The following is a 16,046-nucleotide window of genomic DNA, read 5'->3' as shown; positions in this document are numbered from 1 at the left end:
CGAGTGGCCCCGCGCCAAGCGCGGCGCCCAGAACATCCACCGGCTTCGAAACCCGCAGGTCATCGGGGTCAGCCGACTCCGTTCAGTGCTCGTGCCTGCCCTGCCGGGCCGCGGCTGCGGCTGCGCGGCCGTTGGCCGAGAAGTGCTGGTAGTCGGGTGGGGACCAGCGTCCGCCCCACAGCCAGCCGATCTCGCGCATTGCCGTGCTGATCGCATCGCCCCGGTGGATCATGCCCTTGTCGTGCCGGTTCCGGTCGAGGAAGACGGCACCGGCCGATGGATACACCACGTCATTCACATCGACGTATGGGTTCTCCAGCGTGTTGATGTCCACGGCGTCGCCGTAAGAGTGCTGGGAGACCTGGGTGGGATCCCCGGTGACGGAGCGGCAGTTGAAGGCAGATGTGTTGTCGGCGGCCATCGCCGCCACGTCGTCGCCGTCGAATTCGGCCATCACCTGCATCTGCCGGATCGGGAAGTGCGCCTCGAAGGCCCGCTCGAAGACGTACAGGAGCGGGGCAACCGCCTGCTCGCCGACCACGAGTTCGCCGGGGTGGACCCGGCCGTCGAAGCCCCAGTGGTTCATCTGGATCAACCGGAGTCCGGACGGCGGGACCGGGCAGCCCGGATGCCAGCTGCGGCCGAGTTTGGCGGCCGGCACGTCCGATACGCTCGCGTCCAGCGCGGGCACGTCTGCCGACGGCGGCACGGCCGCCGCCGCAGGCCCCAGGCAGCAGGCGAGCAGGGCGGCGCCGGACATCGCGAGGGCGAACGGCGTACGCCGGATCCTGGCCGTGGAGGTCCGGGTCGAAGGGGGCGGGGTCTCGGCTGTACGAGGTGCGGGCTTGGTCACCGGACAGGAATAGCGTGCCCCAGCCGCGCGGGTGCTGTTGGCGGCGTCCGGCCAGCCGGATTTCGCCCAATACGCCCAACCGGCCGGAACCGGTCGGCCGAAGACTGTGCAGCAAAGCGTGGCGCGGCGGCGAGGGACGTTACCTGCGCGGTCATGGGGATCTCCCCTGCCGCGTCGGTGGCCTGCGGGACGGATCCTGATCCGGAAGGTGGCGGTCGTCGCCGTTCGGCGTGACACCGACCTCGGCGGGTGAGGGGGGTTTGTATAACCTCAGCAGGGGGGTGGCCTTTCCGGCGCTCGGCCTGGTCCTTCGGGGAAAAGCGTGGGGCGACTACGTGCGAAGCCGCCGCCCCTTGCTCATTGCTGCGGAGTGGAGCGAAGCAACCCTGCCTCCAGGCCGTACAGCGGTCTGGACCGGCTGGGCACAGCCCAGCTTTGACGCCCCGAAGCCCCGGGAAGAGAGGTAGACGCCGACCATGACCAACGAGTGGTACGTCCTCATCGAGGAGGACACCCGGACAACTGAGCACCCCGACGGCGTGGAACTGAAGCTGCATCGATGGACGCTGGTGGGCGCTCACCCCATCGGTCACGATGAGGCGGAGGCGGTTGCGGCGGCCGAGGATGCGGCGCTGCACTACACGCCACTCGTGCTGGCCCGGAATGCGCGGCCGGGGGACGAGCCGGCCCGGCATGCGTTCCTCGCTCAGGACGGTGCCTGGGTCGTGCTGGTGAGGCAGCGTCACCGCGAGTGCCACATCAGGGTGACCACAGCCCGGCTCGTGCACTCGCAGGCAGAGAAGGAAGCACCGGCGAAAAGCCTGAAGGAAAAGTTCCGCGGCGCCTTGGAAGGCCCGCCGGCCCTCGTGAAGCCGTGGGCCCCACCGGGCAAGCGGCAACAAGCCTGACTCCGAGCCCTCCTCACTCAGGGAGCCCCCCCTCATCTGGCCCGGGGTTGGGGGGGCGTTAGTCGAGGACCCCGCTTATATGCGTTACGACTTCAGGGTGGTTCCCGCAACAAGGTCGCGGATTCCGGCGCGCCATCGGGCGGTTTAGGGGTCTTTAATACTAATTTCCGTGACCGTAAGGAATCGATCTGCCAGCAAGGCGGCCGTCCTGGTCGCTGCCCTGGGCAGCTTCGCAATGCTGGCCGCGGGCACGGCGCAGGCGCACGACGGCGGGAAGGGCGGCGACCAGTTCGGTATCGGGCAGAGCAGCAACTGCCGGTCGCACGACCTGAACGTCGACGTCCTCGGCCAGGTCGGCATCCTCAACGGCGTGCTCGGAAACGCGCTCAACGGCGAGGGCAACCCGGGTGCGCAGAACACCCACCTGGGTTCGAGCATGGGCTGCAACAACAGCGCCTTTTAACCCGGGATTGTTGCAAAGTCCTGTGGCTGCCGCATCGCACCTGGCCAGGGAGTTGAGTCTCTGGCCATGGGCGAGCGCCTACGACGGCCCATCGGTGCATGATGAGCGTCGAGGCCATGACCAGCACAGACGCCACGGTCGAACCTGCGTCCCCAAGGGGCCGAAGCGACCACGTCGCCGACTTTGCAACAACCCTGCTGGCTGGCCTGCCCGAACGCAGCGCCTGCCGCACACCGAGCCGGAGCTGTGGCGGTGTGGGTATGCCCGACTCTCGAAGGGGTGCGACTCCTTGGGAGGGACTGGCCGAGCTGGGGCTCGGCGAAACGATCGCGAGAGGTACGGCTGCTCGCTGGTCGAATGCCGCAGGTGGCTCCACCCGCCGATCCACATCGGCCGGGTGGTCGCCACCGGATGGCGCAGAACCAGCGGAAGGATCACGTACCGCTTGCGAATCCGCAGGTCTGCGCTGGTGATGCGGTCCCTCCGGGGAACTGCACCCACGTGCTTGTGAGGTCTGCTGGGAGTGGTCCAAGAGACGGAGACGCCTGCCCTCGTGGCTGGGGCTGCGCGAGGGCGGGTGGTGTTGTCCGGCCCGGGTGGCTACAGGCCGCCGGTCATGTCGCGGACCGTCACCTGGGCGCCCGTGATGGTGTTTTGGGCTGTGGCGAGGAGCGCTTGGACGGTGGCGGAGGTGTTGCCGGCTCCGGACGCGGCTGTGGCAGGGGTGGTGAGGGCACCGAGGAGTGCGGCGGTTCCCAGAAGTACGGCGGTGATTCGACGCATGGTGTTGTGCCTTTCGGGGCGGGGGCGTGGTGTTCGGCTCGGCAGTCGATGGAGTCGTTGCTCTAACCGCCTGAGTTGGTGATCGGGCACGTCACCCACCCCAATGGAGGACCGGGGAGACGTGCCGCATGACTGCTGTGCAAGGAACACGTGAGAACACCTCATACGTAGTACGGGATTCGTAGTACGGGGGTTCAAGGCGAGCGCGCGGCGAGGCTTGTCCTGGCGTCCGTCTCAGGCGTTCCTCACGGACCCTTGGGAGACCGGTCTGGACGTGGTGGGCGTGGCGTTGTCGGCGGCTTCGCCGATGTCACCTAAAGCTTCCGAGTGCGGTGACGGTTTTGATGATGATGGGGAGGACGCTGGCGGTTCCGAGGAGGATTGCGGCGGTCCGGCGCATGAGGGATTTCCCCTTGATCTGGTGGTAGTTGAGCTTGGCTCGGTAACTGGTCCAAGCTGCCGCACGACTGCTCAAGCCGGTGGATGGACACGCTGCCGGTTACCCGAACAGCGGCCCCCCTTTCCGATAGCCACCCCGGCCCGCGTCAGGTCTCGCCCGGAGCTGACATCGACCGACTCCGCCTTCCATACCCACGTAACCCGGCTCGCCCTCCTGGGGATTGGACCGGATCGTTCAACCTCTAGGGTGTGCACCGCAGAGGTTTGGTGATCGGCTCGGAGGTGCCATGTTCCCGCAGATGAGGTTGCGCGCGATAACGCTCGACTGCGCTGATCCGCTGGCTCTGGCGGCGTTCTACGAGCAGGCCACCGGCCTTGAGCCCCATCCGAAATCCGATGCCGACTTCGCCGGACTCAACTGCGAGGACGAACTCTTCATCGGCTTCCAGCGGGTCCACGACTACCGGGCTCCGTCCTGGCCCGACCAGACCGTTCCCCAGCAGTTCCATTTCGACTTCGCGGTCGACGACCTGGACGAGGCCGAGGCTCGGTTGCTTGAGCTGGGCGCGAGCAAGCCGGATCATCAGCCGAATGAGGACCGGTGGCGGGTCCTCACCGATCCTGCTGGGCATCCATTTTGCTTGGTCAAAGGCTAATTGGCACTGATTCGACGAATATCCCTCCATCCCTCATGGAGCTCCTGCACGAACCGGACCTGACCAGGCGATCGGCCGTGTCTACGAAGGCCGGTGCAGCAGGCCACGTTCGAGGGCGATGACCACGGCGCGGGTCCTGTCGTTCACATCGAGTTTGGCGAAGAGCCGCAGCAGATGGGTTTTTACGGTGGCTTCCGCGATGACGAGCCGCTTGCCGATCTCCGCATTGGTGAGCCCGTCGGCGACCGCGTTCAGCACTTCGGCCTCTCGGGTCGTGAGAGGAGCCTGTACGGGCTGCCGCATCTTGGCGACGAGTTTCTGGGCCACCCGCGGGGCGAGTACGGTCTCCCCGCGTGCCGCCGCGCGAATGGCGTCGGCCAACTGGTCGCGGGTGGTGTCCTTGAGCAGATAGCCGATGGCTCCGGCCTCGACCCCGCGCTCGATGTCCGCGTCGGTGTCGTACGTGGTCAGGATCAGTACCCGGGTCCGCGGATGCCGGGCGACGATCTCGGTTGTGGTCGCGACCCCGTCGAGTACCGGCATCCGCAGGTCGATCAGTGCGACATCGGGTTCGTGCCGGTCGACGAGTTCGAGCGCCGCGCGCCCGTCGGAGGCTTCGCCGACGATCTCGATGCCGGGTTCGCAGGCGAGCAGAGCGATGACGCCGGCGCGCATCACCGTGTGGTCGTCGACCACGATGACGCGGAGTTTCCTACTGGTCATGCCGTCACCTCGTGCTCCGTGGGAGTCATGGGAACCATCGCGAGAACGCGCGTACCGTCGCCGACCGAGCTGGTGACGGTGAGCCGGCCGCCCAGTTCGACGAGGCGTTTGCGCATCCCGTCGAGCCCGAACCCGCGTGACTGCCCGACCACGAAGCCGCGCCCGTCATCGGTGATTTCCAGCTCGACGCCGTACGGCTGCGGCGTGAGCACGACGCTCACGGTGGAGGCTGCCGCGTGCTTGCGCACATTGGCCAGCGATTCCTGCGTACAGCGCAGCAGCGCGACTCTCGTCCGCTGGTCGCACACGGGGTCCGCCAATTCCGCGACGACAGTGAGACCGGTGTCCTCCGCGAACCGGTCCAGGGTCCGGCGCAGCGTCTCGGCCACCGAGCCGGCGGCCACCCGGCTCTGCTGTGCGGAGCCCACCAGTTCGCGCGCCTCGGCGAGGTTTTCGCGCGCGGTGCTCTCGATCGAACGCAACTGCTGGGCGCTCCTGCCCGTATCGCTGTCGAGCCCCGCGCACGCGGCTTCGGCGAGGACGATGATGGACGCGAATCCCTGCGCGAGCGTGTCGTGGATCTCGCGCGCCATGCGCTCCCGTTCGTCGGCGGCCCCCTGCCGCTGGTGGGCCTCCGACAGCCGGAGCTGGGCCTGCTCCAATTCCTCTATCAGCCGGGCGCGTTCGCCGCTCTGGGCCACGACCGAGTGGACCCACAGCCCGATCAGCACGCTGGCGGCGACCACGATGAGGGTGGAGACGACCGTGGACCCCAGGTACTCCAGGCTCCAGCCCTTCCGCAGCCAGCTCCCGGTCAGTGTCGACACGGTGGCGAGCCCGGTGAAGACCAGACAGGACCGCACAGTCCTGGCGAACAGCCAGAAGTGCGGCAGTGTCACGATGAACAGCGCCGCATAGCCGCTCCAGAGATACGCGATCCCGCCGAGCCCCAAGACCAGCACCCACAGATAGGTGTACGGGCGGAGCACGGGGTTGCCGGGGAACCGGTCGAGGACCGTGTAGCAGAGCACCAGAGCGCCCAGCAGCAACAACGGCCAGTACGTGCTGCCGCCCAGGTACTCCATCGTGGCAAGACCGGCGGCAAGACCGCCGAACAGCACCCAGCAGACCGCGTTCCACCGGCGCAGTGTCCTGGCCCAGAACGGATCGGCGGGGTGGCCGAATGCCGTGCCGCTGAAGGAGTTGGGACGGTTCTCGGCCCTCGACCGTGGAATCATGTGGATCAACCTACTTCGACTGCCACAGCCGCCGGCTGGGTCGCCCGCCGCATGCCGCGCGAGGGCCACCAACTCCTCTCGCCGAGCAGCAGCATGACCGACGGCAGGATCATGATCCGGATGATGAAGGCGTCGAGCAGTACCGCGGCCGCCAGCACGAAGCCGATCTGCTTCATCTCGATGATGTGCAGGAAGACGAAACTGGCGAAGACAGTGACCATCACCACCGCGGCGCTGGTCACCACGGCCGCTGAGCTGCCGATCCCGTCGAGCACCGCCTTGCGGGTCGGTACGCCGGCGAGGACGGCCTCCCTGATCCGGCTGACCACGAACACCTGGTAGTCCATCGAAAGACCGAAGAGGATCACGAAGAGGAACAGTGGTACGCGGGAGCCGATCGACCCGGTGGAGTGGAAGTCCAGTAGGCCCTCGGCCCACTTGGCCTGGAACACCAGGACCAGCAGTCCCAGCGCGCCCGCCGCGGACAGCAGGTTGAGTACGACGCCGATCAACGCGAGCACCACAGAGCGGAACGCCAGCACCGTCATTCCGAAGGTGACGAGCAGCAGCGCCCCGATGACCAGGGGCAGCTTGCCGTTCTGGTGGGCGGGATAGTCGGCGGCCCGGGCGACATCGCCGGTCACCCCGGTCTCGGCCCCCGGTATCCGCCCGGCTGTGGCGGGCAGGTAGTCGCCCCGCAGGCGGGCGAGGGACTTCCCCGCCTCGGCGGAGTTCGCGAGGTAGGGCACGGACACCTCCAGCACACTGACGCGCTGGTCGTCCGAGGTCCGCAACCGGGGCCGGCCGGTGAACAGCGGGTCGGCCTGCGTGCGCCGCCCGAGCTCCTCCAGCGCTGCGGCCACCTCATCGGCGCGGTCCGGCCGGGCGCGTACGACGACCTGATGTGTGACCCGCAGCTCCGGGAAGGCCTCGTTCAGCCGGTCGTACGTCTGCATCGCCGGGATGGCCCGCGAGTGCGTGTCCCGGCCCATCTCCACCAGCTTCAGCTCTGTCAACGGGGCGGCCAGGCCCAGCAGAACGAGCACCGAGACGCACAGGGTGGCCGCGGGATGCGTGCTCGCGGGCCGCATCAGTGCTGCCCACACCCGGCGGGTTCCGGCCTTCCGCACCCTCCGTGGCGTACGCGTCCTGCGGGCCGCCCGGCGCTCGGCCCGCTGCCCGGTCTTGACGAGGAGCGCGGGCAGTACCGTCAGCGAACTGGCCACGGCGACCAGGACGACGACGATGGTGCCGGTGGCCAGCGAGGAGAAGATGACGTCGGAGGCCAGGTACAGCGTGGCCGTGGAGACGACGACCGCGAGTCCGGAGACCACGACCGCCCGCCCCGAGGTCGCCGCGGCCAGCTCTACGAGGGCCTCGGAGCCGAGCCTGCCGCCGGAGCGCGCCCGCTCCTCCCGTTCCCGCTTGAGGTAGAAGAGCGTGTAGTCGACGCCGACCGCGAGGCCGATCAGGATGATGACGTTCGTGCCGACCCCGGCGTCGGGCGAGACGTGCGAGGCCACCATCGACAGGCCCATGGCCGCGGCGATCGACGAGAGTGCCAGCAGCAGCGGCACGGTGGCCATGAGGAGGGAGCCGAACACGAGCAGCAGGGTGATCAGGGTGACGGGCAGGGTGATCGTCTCGGAAAGTGCCAGGTCGCTGCCGCGCTGAGCCTCCACACCCTGGCTGATGGAGGGGCTCCCGGTCTCCTCCACCAGCAGATCCGGATGGCTCTTCTGCACCGCGGCAGTCTGGGCGCGCAACGGACCGACGTGCTTGCGTGCGTCCAACTCCGGCCCCTTCATGGTCACTTGGACCACGAGGACCTTCCCGCTCCCCGAGACGCGCGGCCCGGCCACGCCCTCGACTTCGGGCAGCTTCGTCATCCGGGCAGCGACGTCCCGCGCGGCGGCTTCGGAAGCCCGCTGGTCCAGAGTGCCGGACCTGGCCGAGACCAGCACCTGCTCGACGGGCTTGCGCTGCAGATGTCCTTCGGACGCCATCGCCTCCGCGCGACCGGCCTCGCCGACCCGGTAGTCCTCAGTGGTGGCGTTGTGGGTGCCGACCGCGATGCCGAGGCCCAGACACAGCACCACGAACACCAGCCATCCAGTGATCGCGCGCCAGGGGTGCAGGGCGCTCCAACGAGCGGTGCGCACAGGTAGTTCTTTCATGGGGAAAGCGTTGCCGGTCACGCCATGCGCACGACAGCATCGCCCGGTTGTACCTTCCGTCCACCGGTCGGTGGACCCTTCTGGTGGGGCTGCCCCCCCCGGAACTGATCTCCAGGTTTGGCTGCTGTCGTACTGGTGACGGTCTGGCAGTCAAGCAGGCCAACGTCACGCCACTTGCCTTCTCCTCCGAGAGACCAGTGAAGTACCTGAGTACTGAACTGAGTACGACAGCTCAGGTCCGTGCCTGGCCGGGAGCTGGAAGCTGGGGCCATGACAACACCGCCTTCCATCTGCCCGCCGCCCCTGCCGCCGACACCCCCGCTGCCACATGGGGAGCGGCGAACTCGGCGTGCCTGGACGGTCGTCACCGTCGGCACGCTGGTTCTGGTGCTTCTCGCCGGGGGCGCGGTGTGGTGGCTGGCGCGGGACGACGACAGCTCCCCGCTGGCCGGGCGACCGCGCGTGACGGATACCGCGGCCGGCCTCTCGTACGCCGTGCCGGAGGGCTGGAAGCGCAACGACGGCAAGAGCCTGATCCAGGCCTTCACTTCCTCGATCACCACGAAGCGGCCCGACGGCCACGGCGGATCCGCCGTGCTCGCCGGGCGGGGCGGGCCCGTCGACGAGTCCGCGCTGCAACAGCGGACGGAGACGGCGGCGCGTTCCAACGCGGAGTTCTTCTACCCGGACGGCAAGTCGACGGTGGAGGAGTCCCGGGCTACGACGGTGAGCGGCCGTTCCGCGTACACGGTGGTGCTGAGCACGCGCGACGACAGCGGGAGGGCAGGCCGGATGCGTCTCACCATCGTCGCGCAGACCGGCGACCGGTCGGCCTTCCTGCTCGGAGTCACCGAGTCACCCGAGCCGGCCGACAGCCGCGAGGCCGACGCGGTCCTGGCCAGCGCGGCGGTGAGTTAGCGGCGAGGGGGCCGCGCCGGTGTCGCCCCCGCGGCATGTGCACGGGTCGTCATGGACTGCTGACGGCTACGCCTGCGGCTGCGCGGGTCTCCCGCCCACTGCGTCCCCTTCCGCGTTGCCAGCCCTCAGATACTCGATCAAGTGTGAGAAGGGCATCGTGCGTCAGCTCTGTTGCCGCTCGGGCGTCTGTATCGGCGGTGAATAGCCTGGCGGTAGTCGATATCGTCGCGAACTCCTGCCAGCGTACGAACTTTCGGCGATGGATCTCGCCTTTCTCCTCCTCGCTGGCACCGTCGTAGAGGCTGTTGAAAAGTTCCCCGGAGGAGGCCTGTCGCATGGCGGCGCGTGTCAGAAGCCGCAGGTAAATGTCACGCTGGTTGTCGAGCTTCCAGCATGCTTGGGCTGCCTCAAGCTGATGCCGCGTCTGTTGACGTTGCGACTTGGTCACCGATCCGGCCCACACCGCGCCGGCCGCGCCGGGAGCCGATCCAAGGAGGCCCATAGCCCCGGTCAGCAGTTCGAATGACATGCCTGCATCCTTGACCTGCACGTTTTCACCTGCCCGCCGATCCTGGACATCCGCCCCCAGTGGGTCCTTGCGTAGGACGTGTTCGCAAATGCGTGCAGGGTGGTGACTGCGTATCAAATTGCCTGGGTTAGCCTGGGGCGCCCTTGGCCGCACCCTGGGCGTTTCGTCACGTTGCATATTTGGGGATGCCCATGTCGAATCTCGTGTCGGTTTCTGGTCGTTGGATGCGTTTGTCCGAGGGCCCGGATGTCTATGTGGCTACACCGTCCGAAAGAGCTCCTGTAGCGACCGTGGTGGTCGGTATGGAGCTGTTCGGCGTCACCCCCTGGGTCCAGAAGGTGTGTGAGCGCCTGGCGGCAGCCGGCTACGCGGCTGTCGCCCCCGATTTCTACTGGCGTCAGGCCCGCCGCGCCGATCTCGGCTACGACGATCACGGGCGCAAGGAAGGCTTCCGGCTGCTGGGCCATCTGACGCGCGAGGGGGTTGTTGCCGACACCGAAGCCGCCCTATCCGCGGGTGTCGCATTGGGTGCCGGTCCTGCTCGCGCGTTCATCGGGTTCTCTCTGGGCGGCCACCTCGGCATCCTGGCTGCCACCCGCTTGCGGTTGGACACTGTCATCAGCTGCTACGGCGGCTGGACCCTGGACGGGGGCATCCCGCTGGCCGAGCCCGAGCCTCCCCTGACGCCCATGGGCGCGGCCGCCATTGCCCAGCACAACACCATGCTGCTCGGTATCGTCGGCGGACAGGACTTCCTGATCTCCGCAGATGAGTGGCAGCGCCTGGGGCAACGGCTTCAGCAGGCCGGCGTACGGCATGAATTGATCGACTATCCCCAGGCCGAGCATGGCTTCCTGTGCGAGGACCGCCCGCAAAGCCATGACGTGAAGGCCTCGGATGCTGCCTGGCAGCAGATGCTCAAAGCCCTGGCCCAACTGCCGCACGGGGGCTGAACTGTCTGGCTCACCGCTGCGGGAGCGGCGAGCCACAGCCACTCGTTGATGGCTGCGACCAGTACGTCGCTTCGTAGAGGACGGCCAGCTTGTCGGATCTCGTGGGACCGCGCGGTGCCGCTTGAGGCGGTTGATTCCGCACTCCACCGCGCGGCGCTTTCTGACGATCTGCTTCGCAGGCGCGCCCTGAAGGTCGTTCGACGGGCGGAAACCCAGGTCACTTACGACAGGCCCTTGCGCATCAGCGTGCACATGGTCTCGTACCGGCAGATCGAGCCATCCGGGGCCTCCGTGTCCCAGGCATCCGGCTGCCGGTCGTAGGCCACGTAACCGAGCCGCTCGTACAGGGCGCGCGCACGCGGGTTGCTCTCCTCGACGCGCAGCTCGGCCCGCCGCACTCCACGTGACCGGATACGGCCTTCCGCGGCCCGGATGAGCAGCGTGCCGACGCCGTGCGACTGCAACGCGGGCATCACCGCGAGCTGCCACAGATAGCCCGCACCGGGAGTGGCGCGGTAGTCGATGCCGCCGATTGCCACGGGCAGACCGGTTGCCGTGCAGGCCGCCAGGTAGTCCACCTCGCCGCTCTCCGCACGCTCCAACTCCTTGGCCACCTGGTGGAGATGGGTGGAGGACCCGGACCAGGAGCAGGCCGGAAGATCGGCGGGCGTCAAGTCGCGGACCGCGATCGGTACGACCACTTCGGTCCCCGAGGTGTGCTGAAGGTTCATGCCCTCATCCCAGCAGTGCGGCAGCGACGCCACCACGGAATTTTGGAACCGGTCAGTCAGAGCCGACGGGTTCACCTCGTGCTGTGTGATCGGTGCGGGACGCTCGTTCCGGAGCGCGGTCGTCTCCAGTCATGCGCGGAGGTGACGGGGTGAGTGCCTGAGGTGCGCGGCCGGGAGTTTCGGTGCCGGATCCGTGGGCGAGGTCGTGGCCAAGCCGGGGCGAGTGGTGGTGGACTGTTTGGCCGTTGCGGATGGTGGCGATGAGTCCGGCTTCACGTAGGGCCGAGGCATGTCGTGACGCCGCTGCGGGGGATACGCCGAGGACCGCGGCGAGTCGCCCGGTGGTGAGGGCGGGCGTACGTTGGCGATGCTGGGGTCCTTGTCGCCCAGGCTTGGCTCGCACAGTCTCATGGGCATAGCGCCGCAAGGCCGCAGTTCGCGAGAGGGATGTCTAAACCCTGCCCGGGCCGTGCCGCGTTGTTCCAGGCCCGCCCGGGCCCGCTCCGTGCGACACGCCGTCGGTTCAGCGGGGCTCGCCGAACCAGCGGTCGAGCGCCTGCTCCAGGTCGCCCGCGCCGGCCCAGCACACGTATCCGTCCGGCCGGATGAGCATCGGCTCGGTGTCGGCGCCCTGGCCCACCCGGTCCACCCGGTCCGACCAGGGGCCGGCGATCGTGGCGAACGTGTCGGCCGGGTCGAGCAGGATGCCGTGCCCGGACCGTAGCAGTTCGTGCACCCGGGCCGTGCCGAGGTCCAGGTCCGGTGCAGGCCGGCCGACGAGCGGATGGGTTTCGTCGCCCGGCATCGGGTAGCGGAGGGCCATCCCGGACATCAGGTCGGCGAGATGGCGCTGGACGTCCGGGAGTTGAGCCATCGTCGTGAAGAGCTCCCGGGCGGCCAGCACGTCCGGATCGCGGGTACCTGCCCAGTCCATCAGGAGGCTCTGTGCCCGGACGTTGCGCAACACGGCGGCCCCGGCCGGATGCCGTTCCGCGTGATATGTGTCGAGCAGGTTCTTCGGTGCCCAGCCGTGCACGGCGGCGGCCAGCTTCCAGCCGAGGTTGAGCGCGTCCTGCATCCCGGTGTTCATGCCCTGCGCGCCCAGCGGAAGGTGGACATGTGCGGCATCGCCCGCCAGGAACACCCGACCGTGCCGGTACTGCTCGACCTGCCGCGACGCATTGGTGATACGGCGGGCGTAGCGCAGTTCGAGCAGGTGCACCCGAGTTCCGAACACGGTGCTCAGGCCGTGCCGGATTTCGTCCTCGGTGACCGGGATCTCCCTCGGCAGTGACCGGCCCGGCCCGCCGATGACCAGTCGGCGCAGGTGCCTGCCCTGCGGATCGGTGCCGAGCGGGAACAGTGCCGCCCAGTGCCCGTCCGCGCCCCAGGTGTGCGACGTGGCCGGGTCGACGCCGCCCAGCCGGACGTCGGCGGCGATGATCGTCAACGTACCCGCTTGGCCGGGGAATCCGGCCCGCAGCAGCGACCGTACGGTGCTGTGCGCTCCGTCGGCGGCGACGAGGTAACGGGAGCGGAGGGCGGCGCCGTTGGCGAAGGTCGCGGTGACCCCGTCGGGGTCCTGGGCGAGACCGACCAGTTCGTGGTCCCTCCGGGCGCGCAGGCCGTGTGCGGCGAGGCGCTGTTCGAAGAACCCCTCGACGACCACCTGTGGCACGGACCGCCAGGGCAGACGGTGCCGGTCGGAGTGGATCGGGAGGGGGATACCGGCGAAGTGGCCAGTGGTGACGGGGTGATCTCCGGTGGCCAACAGGGGCTCAAGGAGGCCCCGTTGGTCGAGCGCCTCCAGAGTGCGGGACTGCACGCCGCCTGCCTTCGACAGGTCGCTGCGCTGCGACAGCTTGTCGACGAGTACGGTCGACACCCCCGCCGTCAGCAGCTCGTTGGCCAGCGTCATTCCGGTCGGGCCGGCGCCGGCGATGAGTACATCGGTGTCCACGGACTCTCCTTTGACTATGTCGATCGGGACAGGAGCAACGCTGCGTCGGCCGAGTCGTCCGGGCCAGTAACAGCACTGATTCCGTTGGTACTTGACACCGTCTAACCTCGGTGCGGTGGAATCCGACTACGCATCCGACTACGACGACCTGGATCGTCGGCTCGTGCATGCCCTGCAGATCGACGGCCGCGCCCCCTTCAGCACCATCGCCGAGGTCCTCGGCGTGTCGGATCGCACCATCGCCCGCCGGTACGCCCGGTTGCGGTCGGCCGGGGCGGTACGGGTCCTGGGCGGGGTCGACCCGACCGCGCTCGGCGCCATCCTGTGGTTCCTGAGGGTGCGATGCGCGCCCGCCGCGTCGCTCCCGGTCGCCGAGGCGCTGGCCAGACGCCCCGACACGTCCTGGGTGAGCCTCCACTCCGGCGGCACCGAGATCACCTGCGTGGTCCGTACGGAGAGCGAGGCGGACAGCGAGGCACTGCTGCTGGCCAAACTCCCCCGCACCCCGCGGGTGGAGGGCGTGACCGCGCACTCCGTGCTGCACGCCTTCTACGGCGGCCCGGACAACATGGTCGGAAAATTCGGGTCGCTGGACGCGGAGGCGGTCGAGCGACTGCGCCCGCCTCCGGTGCCGCAGCGACGAGGACCGGCGCGGCTCGACGACGGTGACCGCAAGCTCCTCGCCCTGCTCGCCACCGACGGCCGGGCCGGGTTCGAGCAGTTGGCCGCGGCGACCGGCTGGTCACCGACGACGGTCCGGCGCCGGATGACGGAGCTGCGCGAACACGGCCTGCTCTATCTCGACGTCGACGTCGACCTGCGCATGTTCGGCGTGAACGCCCGGACCCTGCTCTGGCTCTCGGTCGCCCCCGCGCACCTGGAGGAGGCCGGTCAGGCGCTGGCCGGGCATCCGGAGATCGCGTTCGCCGCCGCCACGACCGGCCCGACCAACCTGTACGCGAGCGTGGTGTGCGCGAACCAACGGGAGCTGTACCGGTACCTGACCACCCGGATCGCCGCCCTCCCGGCCATCACGCACCTCGAAACGGCACCAGTGATCAAGACTGTCAAGCAGGCGGCGAACCGGACGTAACAACCGACCAGCACCCACCAGCACGCCGGCCCGGCACTTTGCGATGGCGTCCAGTCCGGTCCGTCAGCCTCCGTCGGCCTTCAGCAGGTCCGCGCACTTCTCCCCGATCATCATCGTGGTGATGCACGGATTGACCGCCGGCAGGAACGGCATCACCGACGCGTCCGCCACCCGCAGTCCGCGCACGCCCTTGACCCGCAGCTGCGGGTCGAGAGCCGCCTCCGCCTCGTGCGGCGCACCCATGCGTACGGTGCCCGCCGGGTGGTAGACGGTGTTGTGGGTCTTGCGGATGTAGTCAAGGAGCTCGTCGTCGGACCGGGTGTCCGTGCCAGGGGCCAGCTCCCTGCCGGCCCAATCGGCCATGGCGGGACGGGAGATGATCTCCCGGGCGAGCCGCAGGCCCGTGGTCATCACGCGTACGTCGTGCTCGTCCGTGAAGTAGCGCGGGTCGACGCGCGGCTTGTCGCGGAAGTCGCGGGTACGCAGCCGGATGGTGCCCATCGAGCGGGCGCGGGTGACGTTCGGGGTCAGACAGAAGGCGTTGTCGGAGGTGGGGTAGCCCCGCCGGTAGGTGTTCATGTCGAACGGCACCGAGCCGTAGTGGAACATGAGGTCCGGGCGGTCCAGGCCCGGCTCGGTGTCGGCGAAGATGCCGATCTCCCACCACTGCGTGGACGTGGTGACCATCGGGCGTTTCGCCTCCCACATGATCACGCCCTCCGGGTGGTCCTGCAGATGCGAGCCTACGGCGGGGAGATCGACGGCCACGCCCACACCGGTTTCGCGCAGATGCCCGGCCGGGCCGATGCCCGACAGCATCAGCAGCTTGGGGGAGTCGATCGCGCCGCAGGACACGATCACCTCGCGCCGGGCGCCGACGCTCCCGGTGTGGATCAGGTCCGGCGCCTGGTACTCGACCCCCGTGCAGCGCATGTCTCCGTCGAGCACCAGGCGTTTGGCGTGCAGGCCGGTGCGCACCTCCAGGTTCGGCCGCTTGCCCAGAACGGGGTGGAGGTAGGAGACCGAGGCGGAGGAACGGGTGCCGTCCGGGCGGCAGTTGATCTGGAACCAGTGCGCCCCGCGCTTGACCGTCGTGCCGGTGTTGAACGGCGTGACGGGGATGCCGGCCTCGGCGCAGGCCGCCAGCAGGGCCGATCCGCACGGGTCGTTCGGCGGGACGGTTCGGATGGTCACCGGGCCGGTGCGGCCGTGGTGGTCACCGGGCGCGTCGTTGGTCTCCAGGCGCTGGTAGAGGGGGAAGCAGTCCGCAGCGCTCCATCCCGTGCAGCCCAGGGCGCCCCACTCGTCGAGGTCCTCGGCCGGAGCCCAGAAGGCGATGCAGGAGTTGTGCGAGGAGCAGCCGCCGAGCACCTTGGCGCGGGCGTGCCGCATGAAGCTGTTGCCGTTCTCCTGCGGTTCCACCGGGTAGTCCCAGTCGTAGCCGGATTCCAGCAGACCCATCCACCGGTCGAGGCGCAGGATGGCGTCGTCGCCGACATCGGAGGGCCCGGCCTCCAGGACGCAGACGGTGACGGACGGGTCCTCGGTCAGCCGTGCGGCCACCACCGCTCCGGCCGTACCGCCGCCGACCACCACGTAGTCGAACTCCTCCACGTCAGCTCCTTCTCGTCGCACGATGCGCTGTCATGCGCGGTCTCACAC

General features: G+C 68.7%; 16 protein-coding genes. 6 read left to right on the top strand and 10 right to left on the bottom strand.

Features of this window, described 5'->3' with window-relative positions; translation table 11 throughout:
• Positions 1-82: 82 nt before the first annotated feature.
• A complete protein-coding gene (locus ADK54_RS25145; protein ID WP_234392192.1) occupies positions 83-853 on the bottom strand; it encodes a M15 family metallopeptidase in 771 nt (256 codons plus the stop codon).
• A 476-nt stretch (positions 854-1,329) separates the two neighbouring features.
• On the opposite strand from ADK54_RS25145, the gene ADK54_RS25140 reads away from it, so the two are divergent.
• Together ADK54_RS25140 and ADK54_RS25135 are read left to right on the top strand one after the other, a co-directional pair.
• A complete protein-coding gene (locus ADK54_RS25140) occupies positions 1,330-1,761 on the top strand; it encodes a hypothetical protein (RefSeq protein WP_053727978.1) in 432 nt (143 codons plus the stop codon).
• A gap of 235 nt (positions 1,762-1,996) precedes the next feature.
• Positions 1,997-2,224 (top strand): hypothetical protein, encoded by a 228-nt coding sequence (locus ADK54_RS25135; protein ID WP_053727977.1) that lies wholly within the window; start codon positions 1,997-1,999, stop codon positions 2,222-2,224.
• A 600-nt stretch (positions 2,225-2,824) separates the two neighbouring features.
• Here ADK54_RS25135 and ADK54_RS48315 read toward each other — a convergent pair.
• Positions 2,825-3,007 carry a hypothetical protein gene (locus ADK54_RS48315; RefSeq protein WP_053727976.1) on the bottom strand — a complete coding sequence of 61 codons (183 nt, stop codon included), beginning with the start codon at positions 3,005-3,007 and terminating at the stop codon, positions 2,825-2,827.
• 686 nt (positions 3,008-3,693) lie between these two features.
• Between ADK54_RS48315 and ADK54_RS25125 the strand changes: the two genes are divergently transcribed.
• Complete coding sequence (locus tag ADK54_RS25125; RefSeq protein WP_053727975.1) at positions 3,694-4,062, top strand: VOC family protein; 369 nt, start codon at positions 3,694-3,696, stop codon at positions 4,060-4,062.
• Between the two features lie 81 nt (positions 4,063-4,143).
• On the opposite strand, the gene ADK54_RS25120 is transcribed toward ADK54_RS25125, so the two are convergent.
• Genes ADK54_RS25120 through ADK54_RS25110 form a run of 3 tightly spaced genes read right to left on the bottom strand, consistent with a single transcriptional unit; the run spans position 4,144 to position 8,200 of the window.
• The gene (locus tag ADK54_RS25120) at positions 4,144-4,785 is read right to left on the bottom strand and encodes a response regulator (protein WP_053727974.1); all 642 of its coding nucleotides are present in this window, start codon (positions 4,783-4,785) and stop codon (positions 4,144-4,146) included.
• Positions 4,782-6,023, bottom strand: a complete 1,242-nt coding sequence (locus ADK54_RS25115; RefSeq protein ID WP_078966599.1) for a sensor histidine kinase — start codon at positions 6,021-6,023, stop codon at positions 4,782-4,784. Before ADK54_RS25115 ends, ADK54_RS25120 begins: the two co-directional genes overlap by 4 nt.
• A gap of 5 nt (positions 6,024-6,028) precedes the next feature.
• Positions 6,029-8,200, bottom strand: coding sequence for an MMPL family transporter (locus tag ADK54_RS25110; RefSeq protein ID WP_053728027.1), 2,172 nt, complete (start codon positions 8,198-8,200; stop codon positions 6,029-6,031).
• A 270-nt stretch (positions 8,201-8,470) separates the two neighbouring features.
• On the opposite strand from ADK54_RS25110, the gene ADK54_RS25105 reads away from it, so the two are divergent.
• Complete coding sequence (locus ADK54_RS25105; protein ID WP_159047893.1) at positions 8,471-9,118, top strand: hypothetical protein; 648 nt, start codon at positions 8,471-8,473, stop codon at positions 9,116-9,118.
• A 49-nt stretch (positions 9,119-9,167) separates the two neighbouring features.
• On the opposite strand, the gene ADK54_RS46210 is transcribed toward ADK54_RS25105, so the two are convergent.
• Positions 9,168-9,647 carry a hypothetical protein gene (locus ADK54_RS46210; protein WP_159047892.1) on the bottom strand — a complete coding sequence of 160 codons (480 nt, stop codon included), beginning with the start codon at positions 9,645-9,647 and terminating at the stop codon, positions 9,168-9,170.
• A 191-nt stretch (positions 9,648-9,838) separates the two neighbouring features.
• Here ADK54_RS46210 and ADK54_RS25100 point away from each other — a divergent pair, with 191 nt between their 5' ends.
• Positions 9,839-10,600: a dienelactone hydrolase family protein gene (locus tag ADK54_RS25100; protein ID WP_159047891.1), complete on the top strand. Its 762-nt coding sequence runs from the start codon at positions 9,839-9,841 to the stop codon at positions 10,598-10,600.
• A gap of 221 nt (positions 10,601-10,821) precedes the next feature.
• Here ADK54_RS25100 and ADK54_RS25095 read toward each other — a convergent pair whose 3' ends face one another.
• From ADK54_RS25095 to ADK54_RS25090, 3 genes are all read right to left on the bottom strand, one after another.
• Complete coding sequence (locus tag ADK54_RS25095) at positions 10,822-11,331, bottom strand: GNAT family N-acetyltransferase (protein ID WP_053727971.1); 510 nt, start codon at positions 11,329-11,331, stop codon at positions 10,822-10,824.
• A 52-nt stretch (positions 11,332-11,383) separates the two neighbouring features.
• Positions 11,384-11,734, bottom strand: coding sequence for a helix-turn-helix domain-containing protein (locus tag ADK54_RS43750; RefSeq protein WP_420717370.1), 351 nt, complete (start codon positions 11,732-11,734; stop codon positions 11,384-11,386).
• 120 nt (positions 11,735-11,854) lie between these two features.
• Entirely contained in the window at positions 11,855-13,291 is a 1,437-nt protein-coding gene (locus ADK54_RS25090; protein ID WP_053727970.1) for an FAD-dependent monooxygenase, read from the bottom strand.
• Between the two features lie 115 nt (positions 13,292-13,406).
• On the opposite strand from ADK54_RS25090, the gene ADK54_RS25085 reads away from it, so the two are divergent.
• A complete protein-coding gene (locus ADK54_RS25085; protein WP_053727969.1) occupies positions 13,407-14,384 on the top strand; it encodes an Lrp/AsnC family transcriptional regulator in 978 nt (325 codons plus the stop codon).
• 63 nt (positions 14,385-14,447) lie between these two features.
• Here the strand turns inward: ADK54_RS25085 and ADK54_RS25080 are convergent, their stop codons facing one another.
• Entirely contained in the window at positions 14,448-15,998 is a 1,551-nt protein-coding gene (locus ADK54_RS25080; protein WP_107090615.1) for a GMC family oxidoreductase, read from the bottom strand.
• Positions 15,999-16,046 lie beyond the last annotated feature (48 nt).

Origin of the sequence: Streptomyces sp. WM6378 (assembly GCF_001279695.1) — a bacterium.
Classification (GTDB): Bacteria; Actinomycetota; Actinomycetes; order Streptomycetales; family Streptomycetaceae; genus Streptomyces.
Note: the sequence above shows the minus strand (reverse complement) of the source record. Positions and strands in the feature narration are given on the sequence as shown.

Bases quoted from the DNA above. Each gene is read 5' to 3' on its own strand.
- ADK54_RS25140 (WP_053727978.1), top strand. From the start codon at position 1,330: ATGACCAACGAGTGGTACGTCCTCATCGAGGAGGACACCCGGACAACT.
- ADK54_RS25135 (WP_053727977.1), top strand. From the start codon at position 1,997: ATGCTGGCCGCGGGCACGGCGCAGGCGCACGACGGCGGGAAGGGCGGC.
- ADK54_RS48315 (WP_053727976.1), bottom strand. From the start codon at position 3,007: ATGCGTCGAATCACCGCCGTACTTCTGGGAACCGCCGCACTCCTCGGT.
- ADK54_RS25125 (WP_053727975.1), top strand. From the start codon at position 3,694: ATGTTCCCGCAGATGAGGTTGCGCGCGATAACGCTCGACTGCGCTGAT.
- ADK54_RS25120 (WP_053727974.1), bottom strand. From the start codon at position 4,785: ATGACCAGTAGGAAACTCCGCGTCATCGTGGTCGACGACCACACGGTG.
- ADK54_RS25115 (WP_078966599.1), bottom strand. From the start codon at position 6,023: ATGATTCCACGGTCGAGGGCCGAGAACCGTCCCAACTCCTTCAGCGGC.
- ADK54_RS25110 (WP_053728027.1), bottom strand. From the start codon at position 8,200: ATGAAAGAACTACCTGTGCGCACCGCTCGTTGGAGCGCCCTGCACCCC.
- ADK54_RS25105 (WP_159047893.1), top strand. From the start codon at position 8,471: ATGACAACACCGCCTTCCATCTGCCCGCCGCCCCTGCCGCCGACACCC.
- ADK54_RS46210 (WP_159047892.1), bottom strand. From the start codon at position 9,647: ATGTCATTCGAACTGCTGACCGGGGCTATGGGCCTCCTTGGATCGGCT.
- ADK54_RS25100 (WP_159047891.1), top strand. From the start codon at position 9,839: ATGTCGAATCTCGTGTCGGTTTCTGGTCGTTGGATGCGTTTGTCCGAG.
- ADK54_RS25095 (WP_053727971.1), bottom strand. From the start codon at position 11,331: ATGAACCTTCAGCACACCTCGGGGACCGAAGTGGTCGTACCGATCGCG.